This window comes from Halopseudomonas xiamenensis (assembly GCF_014219065.1).
Lineage (GTDB): Bacteria > Pseudomonadota > Gammaproteobacteria > Pseudomonadales > Pseudomonadaceae > Halopseudomonas > Halopseudomonas xiamenensis.
In genome coordinates, this window is sequence record NZ_JACLGO010000008.1 from 99,619 (window position 1) to 121,624 (window position 22,006).

Annotated in this window: 26 protein-coding genes; 14 read left to right on the top strand and 12 right to left on the bottom strand. The window is 62.5% G+C overall.

The features are described 5' to 3' along the window. Positions 1-162 precede the first annotated feature (162 nt). Genes H6X51_RS07385 through purM form a run of 3 tightly spaced genes read right to left on the bottom strand, consistent with a single transcriptional unit; the run spans position 163 to position 2,653 of the window. Positions 163-921, bottom strand: coding sequence for a DUF3108 domain-containing protein (locus tag H6X51_RS07385; RefSeq protein WP_185266894.1), 759 nt, complete (start codon positions 919-921; stop codon positions 163-165). Continuing rightward, positions 914-1,585 carry a phosphoribosylglycinamide formyltransferase gene (gene purN, locus H6X51_RS07390; RefSeq protein WP_185266895.1) on the bottom strand — a complete coding sequence of 224 codons (672 nt, stop codon included), beginning with the start codon at positions 1,583-1,585 and terminating at the stop codon, positions 914-916. Before purN ends, H6X51_RS07385 begins: the two co-directional genes overlap by 8 nt. 3 nt (positions 1,586-1,588) lie before the next feature. After that, a complete protein-coding gene (gene purM, locus H6X51_RS07395) occupies positions 1,589-2,653 on the bottom strand; it encodes a phosphoribosylformylglycinamidine cyclo-ligase (RefSeq protein ID WP_185266896.1) in 1,065 nt (354 codons plus the stop codon). A gap of 224 nt (positions 2,654-2,877) precedes the next feature. Between purM and H6X51_RS07400 the strand changes: the two genes are divergently transcribed. Then, positions 2,878-4,095 (top strand): DUF2066 domain-containing protein, encoded by a 1,218-nt coding sequence (locus H6X51_RS07400; protein WP_185266897.1) that lies wholly within the window; start codon positions 2,878-2,880, stop codon positions 4,093-4,095. Positions 4,096-4,142: 47 nt separating this feature from the next. Continuing rightward, entirely contained in the window at positions 4,143-4,856 is a 714-nt protein-coding gene (gene hda, locus H6X51_RS07405) for a DnaA regulatory inactivator Hda (RefSeq protein WP_185266898.1), read from the top strand. Here hda and H6X51_RS07410 read toward each other — a convergent pair. Genes H6X51_RS07410 through arsC form a run of 3 tightly spaced genes read right to left on the bottom strand, consistent with a single transcriptional unit; the run spans position 4,834 to position 6,213 of the window. Continuing rightward, entirely contained in the window at positions 4,834-5,259 is a 426-nt protein-coding gene (locus tag H6X51_RS07410) for a DUF2069 domain-containing protein (protein ID WP_185266899.1), read from the bottom strand. The two genes, hda and H6X51_RS07410, sit on opposite strands and share 23 nt — an antisense overlap. Further along, the gene (wrbA, locus tag H6X51_RS07415) at positions 5,246-5,863 is read right to left on the bottom strand and encodes an NAD(P)H:quinone oxidoreductase (RefSeq protein ID WP_185266900.1); all 618 of its coding nucleotides are present in this window, start codon (positions 5,861-5,863) and stop codon (positions 5,246-5,248) included. Before wrbA ends, H6X51_RS07410 begins: the two co-directional genes overlap by 14 nt. After that, positions 5,860-6,213, bottom strand: coding sequence for an arsenate reductase (glutaredoxin) (arsC, locus tag H6X51_RS07420; protein ID WP_185266901.1), 354 nt, complete (start codon positions 6,211-6,213; stop codon positions 5,860-5,862). Before arsC ends, wrbA begins: the two co-directional genes overlap by 4 nt. Positions 6,214-6,324: 111 nt before the next feature. Between arsC and H6X51_RS07425 the strand changes: the two genes are divergently transcribed. Further along, on the top strand, positions 6,325-7,581 hold the full coding sequence (locus H6X51_RS07425; protein WP_185266902.1) for a YihY family inner membrane protein: 1,257 nt from the start codon (positions 6,325-6,327) through the stop codon (positions 7,579-7,581). Further along, positions 7,578-8,015, top strand: a complete 438-nt coding sequence (locus H6X51_RS07430) for a TlpA family protein disulfide reductase (protein ID WP_185266903.1) — start codon at positions 7,578-7,580, stop codon at positions 8,013-8,015. The genes H6X51_RS07425 and H6X51_RS07430 overlap by 4 nt, the downstream gene beginning before the upstream one ends. 340 nt (positions 8,016-8,355) lie before the next feature. Here the strand turns inward: H6X51_RS07430 and H6X51_RS07435 are convergent, their stop codons facing one another. From H6X51_RS07435 to H6X51_RS07450, 4 genes are all read right to left on the bottom strand, one after another. Beyond that, on the bottom strand, positions 8,356-8,934 hold the full coding sequence (locus H6X51_RS07435; protein WP_185266904.1) for a lytic transglycosylase domain-containing protein: 579 nt from the start codon (positions 8,932-8,934) through the stop codon (positions 8,356-8,358). Between the two features lies 1 nt (position 8,935). After that, positions 8,936-9,640 (bottom strand): hypothetical protein, encoded by a 705-nt coding sequence (locus H6X51_RS07440; protein ID WP_185266905.1) that lies wholly within the window; start codon positions 9,638-9,640, stop codon positions 8,936-8,938. Next, positions 9,637-11,370, bottom strand: coding sequence for a proline--tRNA ligase (locus tag H6X51_RS07445; protein WP_185266906.1), 1,734 nt, complete (start codon positions 11,368-11,370; stop codon positions 9,637-9,639). Before H6X51_RS07445 ends, H6X51_RS07440 begins: the two co-directional genes overlap by 4 nt. A gap of 196 nt (positions 11,371-11,566) precedes the next feature. Then, the gene (locus H6X51_RS07450; protein ID WP_185266907.1) at positions 11,567-12,856 is read right to left on the bottom strand and encodes an OprD family porin; all 1,290 of its coding nucleotides are present in this window, start codon (positions 12,854-12,856) and stop codon (positions 11,567-11,569) included. 288 nt (positions 12,857-13,144) lie between these two features. On the opposite strand from H6X51_RS07450, the gene H6X51_RS07455 reads away from it, so the two are divergent. Further along, positions 13,145-13,579 (top strand): HIT domain-containing protein, encoded by a 435-nt coding sequence (locus tag H6X51_RS07455; RefSeq protein WP_185266908.1) that lies wholly within the window; start codon positions 13,145-13,147, stop codon positions 13,577-13,579. Continuing rightward, the gene (locus H6X51_RS07460; RefSeq protein WP_185266909.1) at positions 13,576-13,791 is read left to right on the top strand and encodes a SlyX family protein; all 216 of its coding nucleotides are present in this window, start codon (positions 13,576-13,578) and stop codon (positions 13,789-13,791) included. Before H6X51_RS07455 ends, H6X51_RS07460 begins: the two co-directional genes overlap by 4 nt. Positions 13,792-13,807: 16 nt before the next feature. Here H6X51_RS07460 and H6X51_RS20315 read toward each other — a convergent pair whose 3' ends face one another. Further along, positions 13,808-14,401, bottom strand: coding sequence for a cold-shock protein (locus H6X51_RS20315; protein ID WP_328795632.1), 594 nt, complete (start codon positions 14,399-14,401; stop codon positions 13,808-13,810). A gap of 148 nt (positions 14,402-14,549) precedes the next feature. Continuing rightward, a complete protein-coding gene (locus H6X51_RS07470) occupies positions 14,550-15,020 on the bottom strand; it encodes a Dps family protein (protein WP_185266910.1) in 471 nt (156 codons plus the stop codon). Positions 15,021-15,278: 258 nt separating this feature from the next. On the opposite strand from H6X51_RS07470, the gene aspS reads away from it, so the two are divergent. The 8 genes from aspS to tolR all read left to right on the top strand — a co-directional run bounded on the left by aspS (position 15,279) and on the right by tolR (position 21,997). Continuing rightward, complete coding sequence (gene aspS, locus H6X51_RS07475; RefSeq protein WP_185266911.1) at positions 15,279-17,054, top strand: aspartate--tRNA ligase; 1,776 nt, start codon at positions 15,279-15,281, stop codon at positions 17,052-17,054. 200 nt (positions 17,055-17,254) lie between these two features. Then, positions 17,255-18,001, top strand: a complete 747-nt coding sequence (locus tag H6X51_RS07480; RefSeq protein WP_185266912.1) for a YebC/PmpR family DNA-binding transcriptional regulator — start codon at positions 17,255-17,257, stop codon at positions 17,999-18,001. A gap of 76 nt (positions 18,002-18,077) precedes the next feature. Then, complete coding sequence (gene ruvC, locus H6X51_RS07485) at positions 18,078-18,608, top strand: crossover junction endodeoxyribonuclease RuvC (protein ID WP_185266913.1); 531 nt, start codon at positions 18,078-18,080, stop codon at positions 18,606-18,608. A gap of 12 nt (positions 18,609-18,620) precedes the next feature. After that, positions 18,621-19,226, top strand: a complete 606-nt coding sequence (gene ruvA / locus H6X51_RS07490; RefSeq protein ID WP_185266914.1) for a Holliday junction branch migration protein RuvA — start codon at positions 18,621-18,623, stop codon at positions 19,224-19,226. A 44-nt stretch (positions 19,227-19,270) separates the two neighbouring features. Further along, the gene (gene ruvB, locus H6X51_RS07495) at positions 19,271-20,311 is read left to right on the top strand and encodes a Holliday junction branch migration DNA helicase RuvB (protein WP_185266915.1); all 1,041 of its coding nucleotides are present in this window, start codon (positions 19,271-19,273) and stop codon (positions 20,309-20,311) included. Between the two features lie 90 nt (positions 20,312-20,401). Then, complete coding sequence (gene ybgC, locus H6X51_RS07500) at positions 20,402-20,869, top strand: tol-pal system-associated acyl-CoA thioesterase (RefSeq protein ID WP_185266916.1); 468 nt, start codon at positions 20,402-20,404, stop codon at positions 20,867-20,869. Between the two features lie 4 nt (positions 20,870-20,873). Further along, positions 20,874-21,548 (top strand): protein TolQ, encoded by a 675-nt coding sequence (gene tolQ / locus H6X51_RS07505; protein WP_185266974.1) that lies wholly within the window; start codon positions 20,874-20,876, stop codon positions 21,546-21,548. Between the two features lie 2 nt (positions 21,549-21,550). Then, complete coding sequence (tolR, locus tag H6X51_RS07510; protein ID WP_185266917.1) at positions 21,551-21,997, top strand: protein TolR; 447 nt, start codon at positions 21,551-21,553, stop codon at positions 21,995-21,997. Positions 21,998-22,006 lie beyond the last annotated feature (9 nt).

Below are 22,006 nucleotides of genomic sequence, written 5' to 3' on the forward strand. Positions count from 1 at the left end.
AAGAAGGCGCCGATCGTGGCGCCTTTTTCGTTTGCCTGCAGTATCCGTGCTGGCCCGTCGTCGCGCAGGGACGCGACAACCCGAACCGGGGGTGTAGCGCCCCTGCGCTACGCCAGCGAACTGGCAGCCACCGGAACCGCCGGTGCCTGGCTGCAGGCCTGCTCAGTTACTCCTGACTGGCTTGCCCACCACCGGCTCGCCATTCAGAGTCGCTTCCTTGAGTACGATCTGGTAATGCTGGCCGTCGGTCTCCACCTGGCTCAGGCGCACCAGCAGGTAGTGCCAGTCCTTGGCGAACCACAGGGTGGTTTCGCGCTTGGCGCCGGGTTCGCGCACGCGTTCGACCTCAACCGCATCGAACTGGCCATTACGGGTGGTGACGCGCTGTTCGCCGACCACGCGGAACTGGTACTGCTCGACCTCATCGCCATCCACTACGCGGTAGGTCATTTCCTTCTTGCCGGCGACCAGATCACGTTGCAGAGCCAGTTGATAGGTGGTCTTGTCCAGCAGACCGGGCTCGGTTGGCAGGCTGAAGGCATCCTTCTTGTGTTCGCCGCTGACCAACCCTGCGTCCCAGTCGAAGCTCTGGGTCGTCACTCGACCGCGCCCAAGGCCCTTGCGCTCGTAGCGGTAGTTGAGGGGGACCAACTGGTCGTTCTCCAGCTTCAGTACGCTCTCTTCGGTCAGCCTAGCGACGAACATGCTGGCATGGAATGCCAACTGCCAGGTGCCATCGGCATTGGCCTGCAAGCTATGGGTGGCTTCGCCGTTGACCGGGATATTCTTCATGTCGGCGGCGTAGCTGGCGGTAAAGGGCACCAGTTCCTGGGCCATGGTCAGGCTGCTGGCCAGGCTCAGCGCGGCGACGGCCAACCAGCGGCCAGGACGGCGGAACAAGAGCGAACTGCTGTCAGTCATTGCGGTGACCTCGCATGTCTGTTTCGAATTGATCCAGCCTGAGGCCACAGGGTGCGATGGCGTTGCCATCCAGGCAGGCGTGACCATCCACCAGCCGCAGGCGGCCACTGATGTACAGCATAGCAGCCTGCGGGTAGAGTCTGTGCTCGGTCTCGCGCACGCGCTCGGCCAGGCTGTCGGCGGTGTCATCGACCAGTACCGGCACGTGCGATTGCATGATCGCCGGGCCGCCGTCCAGCTCCTCGGTGACGAAGTGCACGGTGGCGCCGTGCTCGCAGTCGCCCGCCTCCAGCGCCCGCCGGTGGGTATGCAGGCCGGTGTACTTGGGCAACAGCGAAGGGTGGATATTCAGCAGCCGCCCATGATAGCGGGCGACGAAGCCGGGGGTGAGGATGCGCATGAAGCCGGCCAGGATCACCAGTTCGGGGGTGTGGGCGTCGATCAACGCGGCCAGCGCCTGGTCATAGCTGGCCCGGTCCGGGAAGTCGCGATGATCCAGTACCTCGGTGGCAATGCCGGCCCGCGCGGCCCGCTCCAGCCCATAGGCATCGGCGCGGTTGGAGATCACCGCGACGATATTGGCCTGCTGCGGATGCAGGCTGTCGATGAAGGCCTGCAGGTTGCTGCCTGACCCGGAAATCAGTATGACGGTGCGGCAACTCACGTATCAGCGGCCGTTACGCAGTACGACAGCCTCGCCGCTGGTATCGGCCTGCTCGATGCTGCCGATGATCCAGGGTTGTTCGCCGGCCTGTTGCAGTACCTGCAGGGCCTGGTCAGCCTGATCGGCAGCGACGCAGATGACCATGCCGACGCCGCAGTTGAGCACGCGGTGCATTTCGGTTTCATCCACGTTGCCCTGTTGTTGCAGCCAGTCGAACACGGCTGGGCGTTGCCAGCTGCTCAGGTCGATGCTGGCGCTGGCGTTGTCGGGCAGCACGCGCGGAATGTTCTCCAGCAGGCCGCCGCCGGTGATGTGAGCCATGGCCTTGACCGCGCCGGTCTGCTTGATCAGTTGCAGCAGTGCCTTGACGTAGATGCGGGTCGGCGCCATCAGCAGGTCGGTCAGCGGCTGGCCGTCCAGTTGCACGGTATTGATATCGACACCGGCGACCTCGATGATCTTGCGGATCAGCGAATAGCCGTTGGAATGCGGGCCGGAGGACGGCAGGGCCAGCAGCACGTCGCCGGGCTGCACCTTGCTGCCATCGATGATCTCGGACTTCTCCACCACGCCGACGCAGAAACCGGCCAGGTCGTAGTCGTCACCTTCGTACATGCCGGGCATCTCGGCGGTCTCGCCACCGACCAGGGCGCAGCCGGCCAGCTCGCAGCCAGCACCGATGCCGGTCACCACCTGGGCGGCGACGTCGACATTCAGCTTGCCGGTGGCGTAGTAGTCGAGGAAGAACAGCGGCTCGGCGCCACACACCACCAGGTCATTGACGCACATGGCCACCAGGTCGATACCGATCTGGTCATGCCTGGCCAGGTCCATCGCCAGGCGCAGCTTGGTGCCGACGCCATCGGTGCCGGATACCAGCACCGGCTGCCGGTAGCCCGCCGGGATCTCGCACAGCGCGCCGAAGCCGCCCAGGCCGCCCATGACTTCCGGGCGGGCGGTGCGTTTGGCGACGTGCTTGATGCGATCGACCAGCGCGTTGCCTGCGTCGATATCGACACCGGCGTCCTTGTAACTGATGGAAGGCTTGGAGGGCGTTTGGCTGCTCATGCGTGGGTCTCGAGTGATCAGAAGAGGAGGCGATTGGCCTGGCTTGAGGCTGTCGCGATATAGCGCGCTAGTGTAGCAAATTCATGGCCGCCGCGACCATGCCCGGGCGACTTTGGCCGGCCGCGGTTGCCGGCGCTGCGGCGCTTGTTTAATGTATGCGCTTTATGACGCTGTTTCATGGCCGCTTCGGGGCAGGCAGCAGACACCAGATGGTGGAATTACCCATGCGTTTCAAGCAAAGAGTCCGCGCGCTCCTGTTGTGCACTGCCGCCCTGGCGTCGCTACCCGTTGCGGCGGCGGTGCTGGATGATCTCTACCAGGTGCGCCTGGTCCAGGAAGAGGGCCAGAGCCGCGACGAGGCCATGCGTGAGGCCGCTACCGTGATGTTGCAGCGCCTGGCCGGTAACAAGGTGGACCTGCAGCGTCCGGCTATCGCCACTGCATTGCAGACGCCGCAGGAGTTGATGCGGCGGATAGGCTCGGCCGAGGGCGGCCAACTGCGTATCGAGTTCGAGCCTGACGCGGTGGGCAGGGTGCTCAGGGACGCCGATCAGCCTGCGCTGGGTCGCAATCGGCCGGGAATAGTGCTGTGGGCGGTGGAAACCGGCGAGCTGGGTGATCGGACGCTGAATCCGGTGGCGCCCTGGGCGCTGCGTCTCAAGCAGGCGGCACAGCATCGGGCGGTGGCGCTGAGTTTTCCGCTGGGTGACCTGCAGGACATGGCGCTGGTCAGCGAAGAGCTGATTCGCCAGGCCAGCCAGCAGGAGCTGCTCGAGGCCAGTGAACGCTATCCGGCGGAGGGCACCCTGGCCCTGACCATTGCCGGAGAGGATGAGCAGACCACCCTGAACTGGACATTGTGGCTCAACGACCAGCGTGACTCCGGGCGCATCAGCGGGACCGCTGAACAGGCCGCCGACGAGCTGATGCGGCGCCTGGCCGATGCGGTATTCGAGCAGTATGCGATTCCCGCCGGGACGGCTGCCGGTGGCGAGCTGTCCGGCTGGCAACTGCAGGTCGAAGGTATCGACAGCGTCGCAGCCTACTCCGGTCTGCTGCGCATGCTGCGGCAACTGGGCACCCAGCAGCAGCCCAGGCTGCTGGCGATCGATGGCGATACCGTGCTGCTGCAGGTCAGCTTCCCCGGCAGCGAGGCGCAGCTGGAGCGCATGCTCAACCTGGACATGCGCTTGCAGCGCATTCCCGAGCCGCCGCCGGAGCCTGAGCCGGTTGTCGAGCCGGAGCCCGCACTCGATATGACGCCGACAGTCCCGGCTGACGATGGATTTGCCGATATCGAGGGGGAACTGGCCATCGACCATCTGCCAGCCGACGCTGCCGGCAGTGCCGACGAGCCGGAGGCAGCGCTGCCGGAGCAGGTGCAGCCGGTGCAGCCGCCGACTCCGGCCTTGCCGACACTCTACTTTCGCTGGCGCGGGTAAGGACGGTCGATGCGCGGCAGTGCAGATGACAAGGCGGAGCGCAACTGATGTCCGCAGGCCAACCTATTCAGCTTCCCCTGGGTATCAAGCTCAGGGATGAAGCCACCTTCGATAATTATTTCGCCGGTGCCAACGCCACTGTGCTGGCTGCCTTGCAGGAGCTGGCCGATCCGTCGCACATCCCGGCCGAGCGCTGCATCTATCTGTGGGGCGCCCCGGGCAGCGGGCGCTCGCACCTGCTGCAGGCGGCCTGTCACCGCATGGCCGAGGCGGGCGCGGTGGCCATGTACCTGCCGCTGCGCGAGGTACTGGAGCATGGTCCGCTGCTGCTGGATGGCATGGAAGAACTCGACCTGTTATGTCTGGACGATCTGGAACTGCTGGCTGGCCAGGCCGACTGGGAAGAGGCAGTATTTCATCTGTACAACCGCATCCAGCAGCGCCAGGGGCGAATGCTGATGTCGGCCAGCGCAGCGCCCCGGGGCCTCGGCCTGCAGCTGCCGGACCTGGCGTCACGCCTGGGTTGGGGGCTGGTGTTCCAGCTGCAGGCACTGGATGACGAGGGCAAACAGCAGATGCTCAAGATGCGCGCGGAACGCCGTGGCCTGCAACTGCCCGATGAGGTGGCACGCTATATTCTCAGCCGCGGTGCCCGTGGCATGAACGAACTGTTCGCCGCGCTCGAACAGCTGGACCAGGCATCGCTGCAGGCCCAGCATCGACTGACCATTCCCTTTGTCAAGCGGGTGATGGGCTGGTAGCTGCCGCCCGCACTCTCTGCGCCTGGAAGCTCCAGCGCACATAGCCCAGCGCGGCGATGAAGTACAGCACGCTGGTACCCACCAATACTCCGCCATACAGCTGCTTGCCCGGTACGAAGCAGCTCTGCACGCCATAGATGAAGTACAGGTTGATGGCGAAGCACAGCCAGGCGTGGGCGCGTACGTTGCCGCTGGCGATGCCCGGCAGGAAGATCAGCAGTGGCACCAGCAACACGCCGAGAATCACCAGCGGGTTGGCGCCATGCAGGTTGGCGATGAAGGCGTTGTAGATGAACAGGCACAGCAGCAGACCGGCATAGCCCAGCGCCGCGAGCAGGCGGCTCAGGCGTATGCGTGGCTCCAGGTAGTGCAGGGGTGGCAGTGGTTTGTCAGCTCGGGACATGGGCGGCTCCGGCCAGCAGCTGACGGGTGACCGTGGCCACCCGCTTGCCGAGGGCTCGGCACAGCGTGGTTTCATGCCCGTCCAGCGGGCGCGCGCCATCGCTGCCGGCCAGATGGCTGGCGCCGTAGGGCGTACCGCCGCCACGGGTCTCGGTCAGCGCGCTTTCGCTGTAGGGCAGCCCGACCAGCAACATGCCGTGGTGCAGCAGGGGTAGCTGCATCGACAGCAGGGTGCTTTCCTGGCCACCGTGCAGGCTGGCGGTGGTGGTGAACACCGCCGCCGGCTTGCCGGACAGGCTGCCCGACAGCCACAGGCTGCTGGTGCCGTCGATGAAATACTTCAGCGGTGCGGCCATGTTGCCGAAGCGGGTTGGGCTGCCAAGCACCAGCGCCGAGCAGTTCTTCAGGTCGTCTTCGGTACAGTAGATAGCGCCGCTGTCGGGTACTTTAGGGGCGCTGGCGCGTGTCTCGGGGGATACCTTGGGGACGGTACGCAGGCGCGCCTCCAGGCCGGCCTGCTCGATACCTTCGGCAATCAGTCGGGCCATCTTGGCAGTGGCGCCGTTGTGGCTGTAGTACAACACCAGAACGTAGGGATCACTCATGCGTACAGCTCCAGTACCTTTTCCGGCGGCCGGGCGATGATCGCCTTGCCGTCGCGGATGACGATGGGACGCTCGATCAGGCGCGGATAGTCGACCATGGCCTGGACCAGTTCCGCTTCGCTGAGGTCGGGGTTGTCCAGTTTCAACTCCTTGTAGGTATCCTCGCCCTTGCGCATCAGATCCCGGGCGCCGAGCCCGAGCTGTTGCAACAGGGCGCTGAGCGTGGCGCTGTCCGGCGGAGTGTCGATGTAGTGGATGACTTCCAGCTCCTCGCCCTGTTGTTCGAGCAGGGCCAACGCCTGGCGCGATTTGGAGCAGCGGGGGTTGTGATAGATGCATACCCGGGACATGGCAATCTCCATTCAGATCCGGTAGGGTCCGTCAAGCCGGTGGCTTGGGCGGGGCATGACCGCTATTCTAAGCATTAAAGCACTGGCTGTCAGGGAACCAAGGGAGCCTTAATGCCGCGTCGAATCCAACAGTTGGTGTATTTCTGTCGTTATCTGCTGCGCCGCTTCGGCGAGGATAATTGCCCGAAGAATGCCGCTGCACTGACCTATACCACGCTGTTCGCGGTGGTGCCGGTGATGACCGTCACCTATGCGATGCTGGCGGCGATACCGGCGTTCAACCAGGTGGGAGGGCAGATCGAGGCGTTCATCTTCGACAACTTCGTGCCCTCGACCGGAGCGGCATTGCGCGAATATCTCAGTGAGTTTTCCCAGCAGGCCCGGCAACTGACCGGTATCGGCGTGGCGGTGTTGATGGTGACTGCGTTCATGATGCTGCTGAATATCGAGAAATCCTTCAACGCCATATGGCGCATCCGCCGGCCCCGGCGTGGGCTGTCCAGTTTCCTGTTGTACTGGGCGGTGCTGAGCCTGGGGCCGCTGCTGCTGGGTGCCGGGTTCGTGGTCAGTACCTACCTGGCTTCCCTGTCCTTCCTGTCCGGTGACGCGGTGCTGGCCTCGGCGTGGAAGCAACTGCTGGGCTGGCTGCCGCTGCTGCTGAGCATCGCGGCCTTTACCCTGATCTTCGTCGCGGTACCCAACACCCGGGTGCGGTTCAAGCATGGCTTCGCCGGCGGAGTGCTGGTGGCGTTGCTGTTCGAGGGCGCCAAGGCCTGCTTCGCGCTGTATGTCGCATTGTTTCCCAGCTTCCAGCTGATCTACGGTGCTTTTGCCACCTTCCCGTTGTTCCTGCTGTGGATCTATGTCGCCTGGATGATCATCCTGTTCGGCGCCGAACTGGTGTGCAACCTGGGCAGCAGTGCCGCCTGGCAGCGGGTGGCCTATCCGTGGCTGGTCAGCCTGTTGGCATTGCTGCGGGTGTTTCTGCAGGCGCAGAAGAATGGCCATACTGTCGACCTGGCCAGGGTTAACACCGCAGGCTGGGCCATGCCCGAGGATCTCTGGCTGCAGTTGACCGAATGGCTGGAAAGCCGGCAGATCATCACCCGCGCCCAGCAGGGTGGCTATGTACTGAGCCGTGACCTTGATTTGCTGGAACTCTCCACGCTGCTGGAGGAACTGCCGGAGTCGCTACCGGCGGTAGCCTCGCTACCCCTGTCGCTGCAGGGCGGAGACAGCTGGTACCCGCCGCTGCGCGAGGCGCTGACCGAGTTGGAAGGCTGCCGTCAGCGGATCATGGCCGGCAGTGTGAAAAGCTGGCTGAGCGAGGATGGCAAGGCCGGGCTCAAGACCGAGGAGGCATCATGAAGGCGTGGTTCTGCGGTGGTATGTTGGCTGTCATTCTGGCCCTGGGTGGCTGTAGCGAGCAACAGTGGTTGGATCATCAGGGCAATTCGTTGAGCCATGCGGATCTGCAGGATCAGTGGGTGGTGGTGAACTACTGGGCTGAATGGTGCGCGCCCTGCCTGCATGAGCTGCCGGAGTTCAACCGCCTGGCGGAGCGCCCTGAGGTCACTGTGCTGGGGGTCAACTACGATGGGGTCAGCGGTGATGCGTTGCTTGCGCTGGCACAGAAGATGGACATCCAATTCGCGGTGATGGGTCAGGACTTTGCCGACAGCCTTGGCCTGGAGCGTCCGCAGGTACTGCCGACCACCTATGTATTCAACCCGCAGGGTGAGTTGCAGCATAGTTTGCCGGGGCCGCAGACCGAGCGGAGTTTGTTGGTGTTGTTGGAGTGAGTGGGGCTGCTTTCCCCCTCTCCCCCGGCCCCCGCTCCGCGCCCCGGCCCTTCGCAGAGCTCAGGGCGCTCAAGCGGGCGAAGCAGTGCTTCGCTTTTCCCGCTTTCGCCCCGCAAGGGGCGAGGGGTGACTCGCGCCGGATATGTTGTGCATCTCCTGCTTGAACCGTTGGTGAAAAACCCCTGGTTTATGACTCACTCCATTTAACGACTCCGTGCTTGGTGCGATGTGCCCCGCAGCGTGTTCAGCAGCGCCACGGAATGCTCAGGATAAACACGCACGCCCCAGCGCGAGTCACCCCTCGCCCCTTGCGGGAGAGGGGCCGGGGGAGAGGGGGGAGCTACTCCCTCACATACCAATACCGATACCAGTAATCCTGCACCTTGTCCGGATAACGGTGACTGCCCAGGCTGCCGTTGTAGCGGGCCAGGGCGCGGCGCAGGTCGCCTTTTTCCAGGTCGAGGTAGTATTTGAGGATGGTGCAGCCATAGCGCAGGTTGGTCGCCAGGTCGATGAGATTGTCTTCCGGTCGGCCCAGCTCGGCTTTCCAGAACGGCATCACCTGCATGATGCCCTGGGCGCCGACGCGGGACAGGGCGTAGCGGTCGAACAGGCTTTCCACATGGATTACCGCCAGCACCAGGTCGGGTTTCAGACCGGCGTGGCGGGCCTCGCGGTGTACCAGGCGCAGGAAGCGCAGGCGCTCCTGCTCATCGGGGATATAGCGTCGCAGCCGGGTGGACATGTCCAGTAGCCAGACCTGGGCATCGAAGGCGTCGGCAAAGCTGTCGGCCTGGGACACTGCCTGCATCAGCAGTGCCCGCAGCTCGGGATCGACCGGCTGGCTCTGATTGATTGCCACCGCCGCAGGCGCAAGGCTCAGGGTGAGGCAGAACACCATCCATGTGTTGCGCGGCATGTCAGGGTCGTTCGCTGTGTTCCAGGGCGTGGGTGAATTCGGCCTGCAGTTCGGGGTCGCCCACCGTCAGCAGGATCAGCATGTTTTCCAACTGTGTGGACTCCTCGTTCAGGCCCAGCTCGTTCAGGCGCCGGACCCGGTAGACCCACTGTTCGACATCGCTTTCCTCGAGGCTGTCATGCACCAGCGTGACCGCTTCCTGCAGTACCGCCCGCAGCTCGCGGCTGACCAGCAGGTTCTGTTCGGCGACCACCGTGGGCGTGGCCCGGGCCACCAGCTGGACTACCCGCAGGCTCTCGAAGTCCAGCTCGATGAACTGCTCGTCCAGCAGGTTCAGACGCAGCATGCCGTCATGATCGGTCAGCAGGGAGAAGCGTTTGCCTTCGGCGATCAGGGTGACTGGCTGGGTATCCCATGGTACGGCCTGATAACTCTCATGACTGTTGACCGGCCGGTCCGCGGCATCGAACTCGGTGACCTGGTGCAGCTGCTGCTCGGTGATCCGGACAGTGCGCTGGGGCGAGGTCAGCACCAGTTGCTCGCCGGCATCGATGCGCAGGTTGTGGCTGACCAGGGTGCGTTCGACCCGCACCGTCACCGCCCCGGGAGGCTGTGGCTGCTGGTTGCTGCAGGCGCTCAAGGTGAGGCCGGCACACAGCCAGAGCAGCCACGGCAGCACAGGCTGCCGCATGCTATTGGTGGTCATTGGCGACCCGTGCGCTGGAGCAGGAAGTCGAGCATGTCGGCCGCCGGCACATTGCTGGCCTCCTGGTCCCGACGGTATTTGTACTCCAGTTGGCCTTCGGCGAGGCCGCGGTCGCTGATGACCACGCGGTGGGGGATGCCGATCAGGTCCATGTCGGCGAACTTGACGCCGGGGCTGACCTTCTTGTCGCGGTCGTCCAGCAGCACTTCGACGCCGGCCTGCTGCAATTGCTGATACAGCTGTTCGGTAGCGTTGCGCACCGCTTCGGAGCTTTCCATCTTCATCGGCACCAGGGCCACCTGGAAGGGCGCCAGGGCGTCCGGCCAGAGAATGCCGCGCTGGTCATGGTTCTGCTCGATGGCAGCAGCGACCACGCGGGACACACCGATACCGTAGCAACCCATCAGCAGGGTGGAGGTCTTGCCCTGCTCGTTGAGGACGGTGCACTGCATGGCTTCGCTGTACTTGCGGCCGAGCTGGAAGATATGCCCCACCTCGATACCGCGCTTGATCACCAGGGTGCCGTTGCCATCCGGGCTGATATCGCCTTCCACCACGTTGCGCAGGTCGGCCACTTCGTCAAAACGCGCATCGCGTTCCCAGTTCACCCCAACGAAGTGCTTGCCGTCCTGGTTGGCGCCACAGACGAAATCCGCCAGATGGGCAGCGCTGTGATCGGCGATGACCTTGATGTTCATGCCCACCGGACCGATGGAGCCGGGCTTGCAACCGAGTGCCTGTTCGATCTGTGCTTCGCTGGCGAAGGTCAGCGGCGCCTGGATCGCCGGATGGTTCTCGGCCTTAATCTCGTTCAGTTCATGATCGCCACGCAGTATCAGGGCCACCAGCGGCTGCGGCTTGCCCTCTTCGGCGGCGCCGAGCACGATCAGCGACTTGACGGTGCGCTCTGCGGGCAGGCCCAGCAGTTCACACACCGCCTCGATGGTGCGCTGGTCCGGGGTGTCGACCAGTGTCTTGTCCTGGGCGGGAGCGGGGCGCTCGCCTTGGGGCGGCTGGGCGCTGGCCTTTTCGATATTGGCGGCATAGCTGCCCGAGTCGGAAAATACGATAGCGTCCTCACCGGATTCGGCGAGCACATGGAACTCATGGGAGCCTTCGCCACCAATGGAGCCGTTGTCGGCCACGACCGGGCGGTATTCCAGGCCCAGCCGGCTGAAGACGTTGCAATAGGCCTGGTACATGGTGTCGTAGGTCTGTTGCATGGACGGTTGGTCCAGATGGAAGGAGTAGGCATCCTTCATCAGGAACTCGCGTGCGCGCATCAGGCCGAAACGCGGCCGGATCTCGTCACGGAACTTGGTCTGGATCTGGTACAGGTTCAGCGGCAACTGCTTGTAACTGGTGATTTCGTTGCGTGCCAGCTCGGTAACCACTTCCTCATGGGTCGGTCCCACGCAGAACTCGCGATCATGACGATCCTTCAGGCGCAGCAGTTCGGGGCCGTATTCTTCCCAGCGGCCCGACTCCTGCCACAACTCTGCAGGCTGGATGGCTGGCATCAGCACTTCAAGTGCGCCGGCCTTGTTCATTTCATCGCGGACCACAGCCTCGGCCTTGCGCAGTACACGCAGCCCCATCGGCAGCCAGGTATACAGGCCGGAGGCGATCCGGCGGATCATGCCGGCGCGCAGCATCAACTGGTGGCTGACCACGGCCGCATCGGCGGGGGTTTCCTTGAGGGTGGAAATAAGATACTGGCTGGTACGCATGGGTGCAGAACGTCCTGGAATCGATGATCGGAGAATGGGGCTTATTGTACGTTCGTCCCCATGCGGCGTATAGCCTGGCAAGGTGGTCGTCGACGGCGGCAACCGCTGGCCTCGTGGGTGGGTATGGTGCAGGTGCGTCCAGACATGAAAAACCCGGCCGGAGCCGGGTTTTTCTGCATCGCTGCGCTGGAGCCGCTTAGAGCAGGTTCCAGGTGTAGGATGCGTACAGGCGGTTCTCGTCGATGTCGCCACCGTCCAGCAGGCTGTCCTGGCGTACGGTCGCGTTGCGCCATACCAGGTCGATACCCTGGAAGAAGCCGCTCTGCAGGGTGTAGCGGATCTCGGTGTCGCGCTCCCAGCGCGAATCGCTGACGCCAGCCGGCGCATCGATGTTGTTGCCCTTGATATAGCGGGTCATGAAGGTCAGCCCAGGGATGCCCACGCCTTCGAGGTCGTAGTCATAGCGAGCCTGCCAGGAACGCTCGTCCTTGGCGTTGAAGTCGACGACCTGCACCGAGTTGGCCAGATAGATGCTGTAGTCGTCATAGGCGAAGCCGGCATCGCCGCCCATGCGCTGATAGGCCACAGTGAAATCGTGGAAGCCAGCACCAAGAGTGAAGGCCAGGGAGGTAGCCTTGTTGTCATAGTCGGCTGGTAGCCCGGTGTCGGCGTTGACTGCCGCTGCAGGTGAATCATCGGAGGTCTGATAGTGGGACAGGTCGGTAGTCAGGTCCAGACCATTGCCGAAGTCCCAGACATGAGTGAGGCCGGCATAATGACGCTTCCACAGGTCTTCCGACTTAGAAGTATACAGCGAGGCGCTGAGGTTGTCGGTGAACGCATAGGTACCACCCAGGTAGGTCACCTTGTCGTGGTCGATGTTAAGGCTGGAATGACGATAGGGGCCATCAAATTGGGAAGAGCCGTCCATATCGCCACGGTCGGTCATGCGGCCTGCTTCGAGCATCAGGCCATCGATGGAAGTATTGGTGATGCTGTAGCCGAAGTAGTGGCTGGGCAGCAGGCGCGAGTCCTCGTAATTGAGGATCGGGTTTTCCAGCATGTGGAAGCCGTAGCGCAGCACGGTATCACCGGCGATGTTAGCCTTTACTGCACCGCGGATCTCGGAGTACTCGTCCGGCACGGAACCGTCATTGTCGATCGGCAGCAGGCCAGTGCCGGCGCGACCGCGACCGCTGTCCAGCTTGATGCCGGCCAGTGCCATGACGTCGGCGCCCAGGCCGATGTTGCCCTGGGTATAGCCGGAGCGGAAGTCGAGGACGAAACCGGTGGCCGTTTCTTCGGCCTTGCTCTGGCCGGCGGCATTGTTCCTGAAGTCGCGGTTGAAGTAGCCGGTGCGGTTGCTCAGAGTGGCGGAGGCACCTTCGACGAAGCCTTCACCCTGCGCGACAGCTTGAGTGGCGATGAGACCGTTCGCCATGGCCACAGCCAGGGCAACAGAACTCCATTTGACAGCATTTTTCATATTATTTGCTCCTTCCAGTAAAAGAACGTGCGCTCTGGTCTATTCACTATCGTCAAGCGGATTCTTTGAATTGCGTATCGCATTGAGTAAAGCATCAAAGTCGCAAACGCGAAAGCCGCCAGTTGAATGCGGGTGTTCATGCGCATTCATGTCATAGCGTCTTCTTCGAACGCTTGATGTATTATTATTGCTCACAAGCGTAGCACAGCCAGTCGCTGTTTCCCTTGATATGCATCATGCTCTTGCCCTGTCTTTATAACCAAACAGCTATCTTCCAAGGATCTGCATATGTTCAATCTTCATTCACAGCTCGTCAATGATGGCATTTGGATAGGAGACTTCGAGTTAAGCACTCTCCTGCTGATGAATGACCGTCAATTCCCTTGGTTCATCCTGGTGCCGCGCAGGGAGGATGTCACTGAAATATTCCAATTGGATCAAGAGGATAGAGTTCAGTTGTTGAATGAGTCCTGCTGGCTGGCCGAGGCCCTGAAAGATGGTTTTGCTGCGCACAAGATCAATGTCGCCGCATTAGGCAATATGGTCAGTCAGTTGCATATTCATCATATTGTTCGTTATCGGGAGGACCCGGCATGGCCTGCACCAGTGTGGGGCAAGTTGCCGCCAGTAGCCTATGGCGAAGAACAATTGAATGAGTGTGTCAGCCGTTTGCAGGCAGTGTTGACAGCCAACTTCACCTATGCGGAGCGGTTCAGTCGATGAGTGACGAGCTGGTAAACAGGATGGACGAGTTGGAAACCCGGCTGGCTTTCCAGGATGACACCATACAGGCGTTGAACGATGTGGTGAGTCGTCAGGAGTTGGAGCTGGAGAGATTGCAGCGGGCGCTGGAGTTGTTGGCGCGTCGGCAGGCCGACCTGGCGGCATCCATGCCGGGGGAAGCGGAGGACGATCAGCCCCCGCCCCATTATTGATCCATCGGCTCGCTGTTCAGTCGAGGGGTTCGACGTCCTCGGCCTGCAGGCCTTTCTCGCGGCGCGCGACGACGAACTCCACGCGCTGGCCTTCTTCCAGCACACGATGGCCCTCGCCACGGATGGCGCGAAAGTGCACGAATACATCTTCACCCTGATCCCGGGAGATGAAGCCGAAGCCCTTGCTGGTGTTGAACCACTTGACCGTGCCCGTTTCCCGCGGGCTGCTGCCGAGGTGGCGACTGCCGCCCGGGCGGGACAGCATGCTGGTGAGGGTAAGTACGGCAAACAGGCAAACGCCGGCGATGCTGATACCAACCGCTACTGTCAGCAACGGGCCGGCCATGGGGCTGACCAGCAGGACGGCCAGGGGTGTCAGGGCGCCTACCAGTAGGAGCAGCGAGCCGAGCATGGCCAGGGCGCTGCGTACTCCGGAGCGGCTGGCGAAGTTGTTGCTGAACTGCTGGATGTTGACCAATCCCAACAGCATGGCGGTGATTGCCGATAGATCGAGGAGGCCGTTCTGGGTGAAGAAGGGGATGCTGAAATACAGGCCGCACAGCAAGGCTGCAAGACCAATGACCAAATGAAGATAACGGATACTATTCAAAGCGATTCATCCTGTTGCAACGGTATCTTTGACGTGATTCCGGCGTGCTTGTGCGACGACCGGGAGCGCACTCTAACCCGAAATCGTTGCCGTCACAAAGAGGATGGCAGAAAGGGAGGGGGCGGATGATCATCCGCCCCGCAGGGTCTTACTTTTCCAGCAGGCTGCGCAGCATCCAGGCGGTCTTTTCATGGGCCTGCATGCGCTGGGTCAGCAAGTCGGCGCTGGGCTCGTCACTGGCTTTCTCGCAGGCCGGGAAGGCTTCGCGAGCGGTGCGGGCACAGGCTTCCTGGCCCTCGACCAGCAGGCGGATCATGTCGGTAGCATCCGGCACGCCTTCCTCTTCCTTGATCGAGCTCAGCTCGGCGAAGGCCTTGTAGGTGCCCGGAGCGGGGAAACCCAGGGTGCGGATGCGCTCGGCAATATCGTCGACGGCCAGTGCCAGCTCGTTGTACTGGGTCTCGAACATGGTATGCAGGGTCTGGAACATCGGGCCCTTGACGTTCCAGTGGAAGTTGTGGGTCTTCAGGTACAGGGTATAGGTATCCGCCAGCAGCAGGGACAGGCCCTTGGCAATTTGTTCGCGATCCTTCTGGCTGATACCGATATCAATCTTCATGTCTGTCTCCACGATCGAAGCGAAAATGTCCATCCAGTATATGCCGTGCCCGGCCGGGCTCAAGCCCTGTTTGCCAATCACCGGCATTGTGGTTGTCTATGGGCGTCTTTGCGCTGGGCGTGGCATTGCGCTGGCAATGCTCGCCTGCCGGTGGTCACTTCGGGTATATTATGGCGCTTTTATCTATCCGCGCTGACGGATGGGCCAAGGCGATTGGCCAGGACGCAGCTGCTCTGTCGACAACAGGATTCCACACTCATGATGCGTACCCACTATTGCGGCCAGTTGAACGAAACACTGGCGGACCAGGAAGTTACACTCTGCGGCTGGGTCCACCGCCGCCGCGACCATGGTGGGGTGATCTTCCTCGATATTCGTGACCGTGAGGGTCTGGCCCAGGTGGTGTTCGACCCGGATCGCGAAGAGACCTTCGCCCTGGCCGACCGGGTGCGCAGCGAGTACGTGGTCAAGGTGCGTGGCAAGGTGCGCCTGCGCCCGGCTGGTGCGGTCAACCCGAACATGGCCTCCGGTGCGATCGAGGTGCTGGGTTACGAGCTGGAAGTGCTGAACCAGGCCGAGACCCCGCCGTTCCCGCTGGACGAGTATTCCGATGTCGGCGAGGAAACCCGCCTGCGCTATCGCTTCATCGACCTGCGTCGCCCGGAGATGGCCGCCAAACTGAAGCTGCGTTCGCGGATCACCAGCAGCATCCGCCGCTACCTGGACGACAATGGCTTCCTCGACGTGGAAACGCCGATCCTGACCCGTGCCACCCCCGAGGGTGCCCGTGACTACCTGGTACCCAGCCGCACCCATCCCGGCAGCTTCTTCGCCCTGCCGCAGTCGCCGCAGCTGTTCAAGCAGTTGCTGATGGTCTCCGGCTTCGACCGCTACTACCAGATCGCCAAGTGCTTCCGTGACGAAGACCTGCGTGCCGACCGCCAGCCGGAATTCACCCAGATCGATATCGAGACCAGTTTCCTCGATGAGCAGGACATCATGGGGCTGACCGAAGGCATGATCCGCGGTCTGTTCAAGGAAGTGCTGGATGTGGAGCTGGGCGACTTCCCGCACATGAGTTTCGAAGAGGCCATGCGCCGCTATGGCTCGGACAAGCCGGACCTGCGCAACCCGCTGGAACTGGTGGATGTCGCCGATCAACTGACTGAGGTCGACTTCAAGGTGTTCAGTGGCCCGGCCAGCGATCCCAAGGGCCGCGTGGCCGCACTGCGGGTACCCGGTGGCGCCGCCATGCCGCGCAAGCAGATCGACGACTACACCAAGTTCGTCGGTATCTATGGTGCCAAGGGCCTGGCCTATATCAAGGTCAACGAGCGCGCCAAGGGTGTCGAAGGCCTGCAGTCGCCGATCGTCAAGTTCATTCCCGAGGCCAACCTCGAGATCATCCTCGACCGCGTCGGCGCGGTGGATGGCGATATCGTGTTCTTCGGTGCGGACAAGGCGAAGATCGTCTCCGAGGCGCTGGGTGCCCTGCGCATCAGGCTGGGCCATGACCTGGAGTTGCTGACCTGTGAATGGGCGCCGCTGTGGGTGGTCGACTTCCCGATGTTCGAGGAAAACGACGACGGTAGTCTCAGTGCGCTACACCATCCGTTCACCGCGCCCAAGTGCACCCCGGAAGAGCTGCAGGCCAACCCCGGTGCCGCGCTGTCGCGCGCCTACGACATGGTGCTCAATGGTACCGAGCTGGGTGGCGGCTCGATCCGTATCCACCGCAAGGAAATGCAGCAGACGGTATTCGATATCCTCGGCATCAGCGCCGAGGAGCAGCAGGAGAAGTTCGGCTTCCTGCTCGATGCGCTGAAGTACGGTGCGCCGCCGCACGGTGGCCTGGCCTTTGGTCTGGATCGCCTGGTGATGCTGGTGACCGGCGCGCAGTCCATCCGTGAAGTCATCGCCTTCCCGAAAACCCAGAGCGCGGCCTGCGTCATGACCCAGGCGCCGGGTGCGGTGGATGCCAAGGCGTTGCGTGAGCTGAACATTCGCCTGCGTGAGCAGCCGAAGGTCGAATAAGGCGCTGCCGGCAGGCCCATGGATTGCCGCGGGCCTGCGGCCCTCGCAATGACGAGAGGTGGGGCTATGGAGAGTGAGGTTGGGCGGGCAGCGACGGGGCCTTATCACTCACCGTCATTGCGAGTCGGCATCGCCGACGTGGCAATCCAGGCCAGGGCGCAGATGTTGCAGTAGAAGATGATTGTTGTCAGGAGGTTTCTATGGCTGGTCATTCCAAATGGGCCAATATCAAGCATCGCAAGGCGGCCCAGGACGCCAAGCGGGGCAAGATCTTCACCAAGCTGATCCGTGAACTGACGGTCGCTGCCAAGCTCGGCGGCCCGGTGCCGGCGGACAATCCGCGGCTGCGTGCAGCGGTGGACAAGGCGCTGACCGCCAACATGACCCGCGATACCATCGACCGGGCCATCGCCCGCGGTGCCGGCAGCAACGATGCCGACAACATGGAAGAGCTGACCTACGAGGGTTACGGCTCCGGTGGTGTGGCGGTACTGGTCGAGGTGATGACCGACAACCGCAATCGCACCGTCAGCGAAGTGCGCCATGCCTTCAGCAAATGTGGTGGCAATCTGGGTACCGATGGCTCGGTGGCCTATCTGTTCACCCGTCGGGGGCAGATCAGCTATGCGCCGGGCGTTGATGAGGATGCCCTGATGGAAGCCGCGTTGGAAGCAGGCGCCGAGGATGTGGTCGGTAACGAAGACGGCTCTTTCGATGTGTTTACCGCCTTCGAGGATTTCGGCACGGTCAAGGACGCCCTGGAAGCGGCCGGTTTTCCCAGCGAGGCGGCGGAAATCAGCATGATTCCCTCGACCACCACGGCCCTGGACCTGGAGACCGCCCAGAAGGTGATACGCTTGGTCGACATGCTGGAAGATCTGGATGACGTGCAGAACGTCTATTCCAATGCCGATATCCCGGATGACGTGCTGGCACAGATGGAGTGACCGGCCCTTTCGACGCACTCGGTAAAAGGGAGGCGGTGCCTCCCTTTTGCATGTCAGGCACAGGACAATTGAAACTATGGCGCTGATTCTCGGTATAGATCCAGGCTCACGTATCACCGGCTTCGGCATTGTCCGGGAGGGCCGCCATGGCTGTGAGTACGTCACCTCCGGTTGCATCCGGCTGGGCGATGGGCCGTTTCCGGAGCGGCTGAAGCAGATCTTCGACAATCTCAGTGAGCTGATCGGCAACTACCAGCCGCAGGTGCTGAGCATCGAGCAGGTATTCATGGCGCGCAACCCCGACTCTGCCCTCAAGCTGGGTCAGGCCCGCGGCGCGGCGATTGTCGCTGCCGTGCACGCGGGGCTGCAGGTGCATGAATATACCGCTCGTCAGGTAAAGCAGGCGGTGGTGGGCACCGGGGCGGCGGACAAGGTCCAGGTACAACACATGGTCACCCAACTGCTGGGATTGTCCGGCACGCCCCAGGCCGATGCCGCCGATGCCCTGGCCATCGCCTTGTGCCATACCCATTCCAGCGGGCTCAAGGAGCAGGTGGGTGCAGGGGCATTGATCGGGTTGCGCAGCGGCCGCATGCGGCGACGTTAGGGAGCGAACGAGATGATAGGTCGACTCAGCGGAATTCTGCTGGAAAAACAACCGCCGCACATCCTGCTGGATGTGAATGGCGTGGGCTACGAGGTGGACGCGCCCATGAGCACCTTCTACCGCTTGCCGGCAGTGGGGGAGAAAACCACCCTGCATACCCATCTGGTGGTGCGTGAGGATGCCCAACTGCTGTATGGCTTCGCTGAGAAGCGTGATCGCGAGCTGTTCCGCGAACTGATCCGGCTCAATGGTGTGGGGCCGAAGCTGGCCCTGGCGTTGATGTCCGGGCTGGAAGTGGACGAGCTTATCAGTGCCGTGCACGCCGAGGATACCAGTGCGCTGACGCGCGTGCCGGGGGTCGGCAAAAAAACCGCCGAGCGGTTGCTGGTCGAACTCAAGGGCAAGTTCAAGGCCTGGGAAACGCTGCCCGGGGTGACTGTGCCGATAGCTGCGGGCAGTGCCGCACCGGCCGCCAGCTCCGCTACAGCCGATGCGGTCAGCGCGCTGATCGCCCTGGGCTACAAGCCGCAGGAGGCCAGTCGCGCCGTGGCCGCGATCAAGGAAGACGGGCTCGGCAGTGAAGAGTTGATTCGCCGTGCCCTCAAGGGCATGGTTTAATTCCCCCATTGGTCACCCATCAACCGAAGCACCACGGAAGCCCCATGCTGGAAGAAGATCGTTTGATTGCCGCCGCGCCCCGGCAGCAGGAAGAAATCATTGATCGGGCCATTCGCCCGTATCGTCTGGCCGACTATATCGGCCAGCCTGCAGTGCGCGAGCAGATGGAGCTGTTCATGGCGGCGGCCAGGGGGCGCAGCGAGGCGCTGGACCATGTGCTGATCTTCGGCCCGCCCGGCCTGGGCAAGACCACATTGGCCAACATCATCGCCCAGGAAATGGGCGTGAAGATCAAGAGCACCTCGGGGCCGGTGCTGGAGCGGGCAGGGGACCTGGCGGCGATGCTGACCAGCCTGGAAGCCGGCGATGTGCTGTTTGTCGATGAGATTCACCGACTGTCGCCGGTGGTGGAGGAAATTCTCTACCCGGCGATGGAGGACTACCAGCTCGATATCATGATCGGCGAAGGCCCGGCCGCGCGTTCGATCAAGCTCGACCTGCCCCCGTTTACCCTGGTCGGTGCCACCACCCGTGCCGGCATGCTGACCAACCCGCTGCGTGATCGTTTCGGTATCGTCCAGCGCCTGGAGTTCTACGGTACCGAGGACCTGGCCACCATCGTCTCCCGCTCCGCCGGTATCCTCGGGCTGAAAATCCAGCCTGAGGGCGCCTTCGAGATCGCCCGCCGCTCCCGTGGTACGCCACGGATCGCCAACCGCCTGCTGCGCCGGGTGCGTGACTATGCCGAGGTGCGCGGGCAGGGCAGTATCAGCCAGGAGATCGCCGACAAGGCGCTGGACCTGCTGGATGTGGATGCCCAGGGCTTCGATCATATGGACCGCCGCCTGCTGCTGGCGATGATCGACAAGTTCGATGGTGGCCCGGTGGGTGTCGACAGCCTGGCTGCGGCGATCAGCGAGGAGCGCCATACCATCGAGGATGTGTTGGAGCCGTTCCTGATCCAGCAGGGCTTCATCATGCGCACGCCGCGTGGCCGCGTGGTCACCCGGCATGCTTATCTGCATTTTGGCCTGAATCTGCCGGCGAACATGGCGCAGCAGGCCGGCGATCTGTTCAGCCCGTGACCCGGGCCGCTGGCAGCGTCGCCTCAGTCAAAAATATTTTCAATTTGGAGGCTACTCCCGCTATGCAAACCACCAACTTGGCTCTACATTATGCCGGCTGACATTCCAGGGCAGCCATTCGCGCTGAAGGCCCGAGTCTACTTCGAGGATACCGATGCCGGCGGCATTGTCTATTACGTCAATTATCTGAAGTTCATGGAGCGTGCCCGCACCGAGCTGGTTCGTTCCCTGGGGTTTGATCAGAGCGCGCTGCAACGCGAAAACATCATCTTTGTCGTCCATTCGGTAAGCGCTCGTTACCACGCGCCGGCGCGCCTGGACGATGAACTTGTGGTGAGTGCCGCTGTCTTGGAACTCAAGCGCGCGAGTGTCCGCTTCGCTCAGCAGGTGCGACGGGCAGACGGTGTGTTGTTGTGTGAGGGGGAAGTACTGGTGGCCTGTGTCAGTGCCGATCGTTACAAGCCCAGAATTATTCCAGCGGACCTGAGCAGCGCCTTCGCGCTGATGCAGGGTCGCCAAGAGAAGCAAGAGCAAGGAGTGGCAAAGAGTGCAAGCTGATCAAATGTCGATGTGGCACCTGATAAGCGGTGCCAGTGTTCTGGTGCAGCTGGTCATGCTGACGCTGCTGGCGGCGTCCGTCGCCTCCTGGGTGCTGATTTTCCAGCGCAGCGCGGTTATCCGTGCGGCGAAGAAAACCCTGGATGATTTCGAGGATCGCTTCTGGTCCGGTATCGACCTGTCCAAACTGTACCGCCAGGTGACTGGCAACCCCGACCCGGATTCCGGCCTGGAGCAGATATTCCGCGCCGGCTTCAAGGAATTCTCGCGTATGCGCCAGCAACCGGGAATGGAACCGGAGGCAGTGATGGAGGCGGTACAGCGTGCCATGCGGGTGGCGATCTCGCGGGAAGAGGAAAAGCTCGATCAGCATTTGCCGTTCCTCGCTACCGTCGGCTCCACCAGCCCCTATATCGGCCTGTTCGGTACCGTTTGGGGGATCATGAACTCCTTCCGCGGGCTGGCTACCGTGCAACAGGCCACCCTGGCCACCGTCGCACCGGGGATTGCCGAGGCGCTGATCGCCACCGCGATCGGTCTGTTCGCTGCGATTCCCGCCGTTATCGCCTATAACCGCTTCTCGGCCCGCTCGGAGACGCTGATCGGTCATTACTATACCTTCGCCGACGAATTCTCCAGCATCCTGCATCGCCGCGTGCACGCCAGCGAAGGGGAGTGAGCATGCAAGCCAGAGGCAGACGTCCGAAGCGCAAGCCAGTAGCGGAGATGAACGTCGTCCCCTATATCGACGTGATGCTGGTGTTGCTGGTGATTTTCATGGTGACCGCGCCGATGCTCAACCAGGGCGTGAAGGTCGACCTGCCGCAGGTTGCCAGCGAGGTACTGCCGTCGGATTCTAACCAGCAGGTGCTGACACTGTCGGTGCTGGCCGACGGCACCTATTACTGGAACCTGGGCGAAACGGTGGATACCGAGAACCAGAGCGATACCGCCGTGTCCCTGGAGCAGATGACCGACGGCGTGACCAAGATCATGCGTGCCCGCCCGGATACCCTGGTGTACATCCGTGGTGACCGCGATGTGAACTATGGCGTCGTGGTTACCGCCATGGCCTCTCTGCAGCAGGCGGGCGTGCCCAACGTCGGCCTGATCACCGAGGCCCCGTGAAGAACAAGC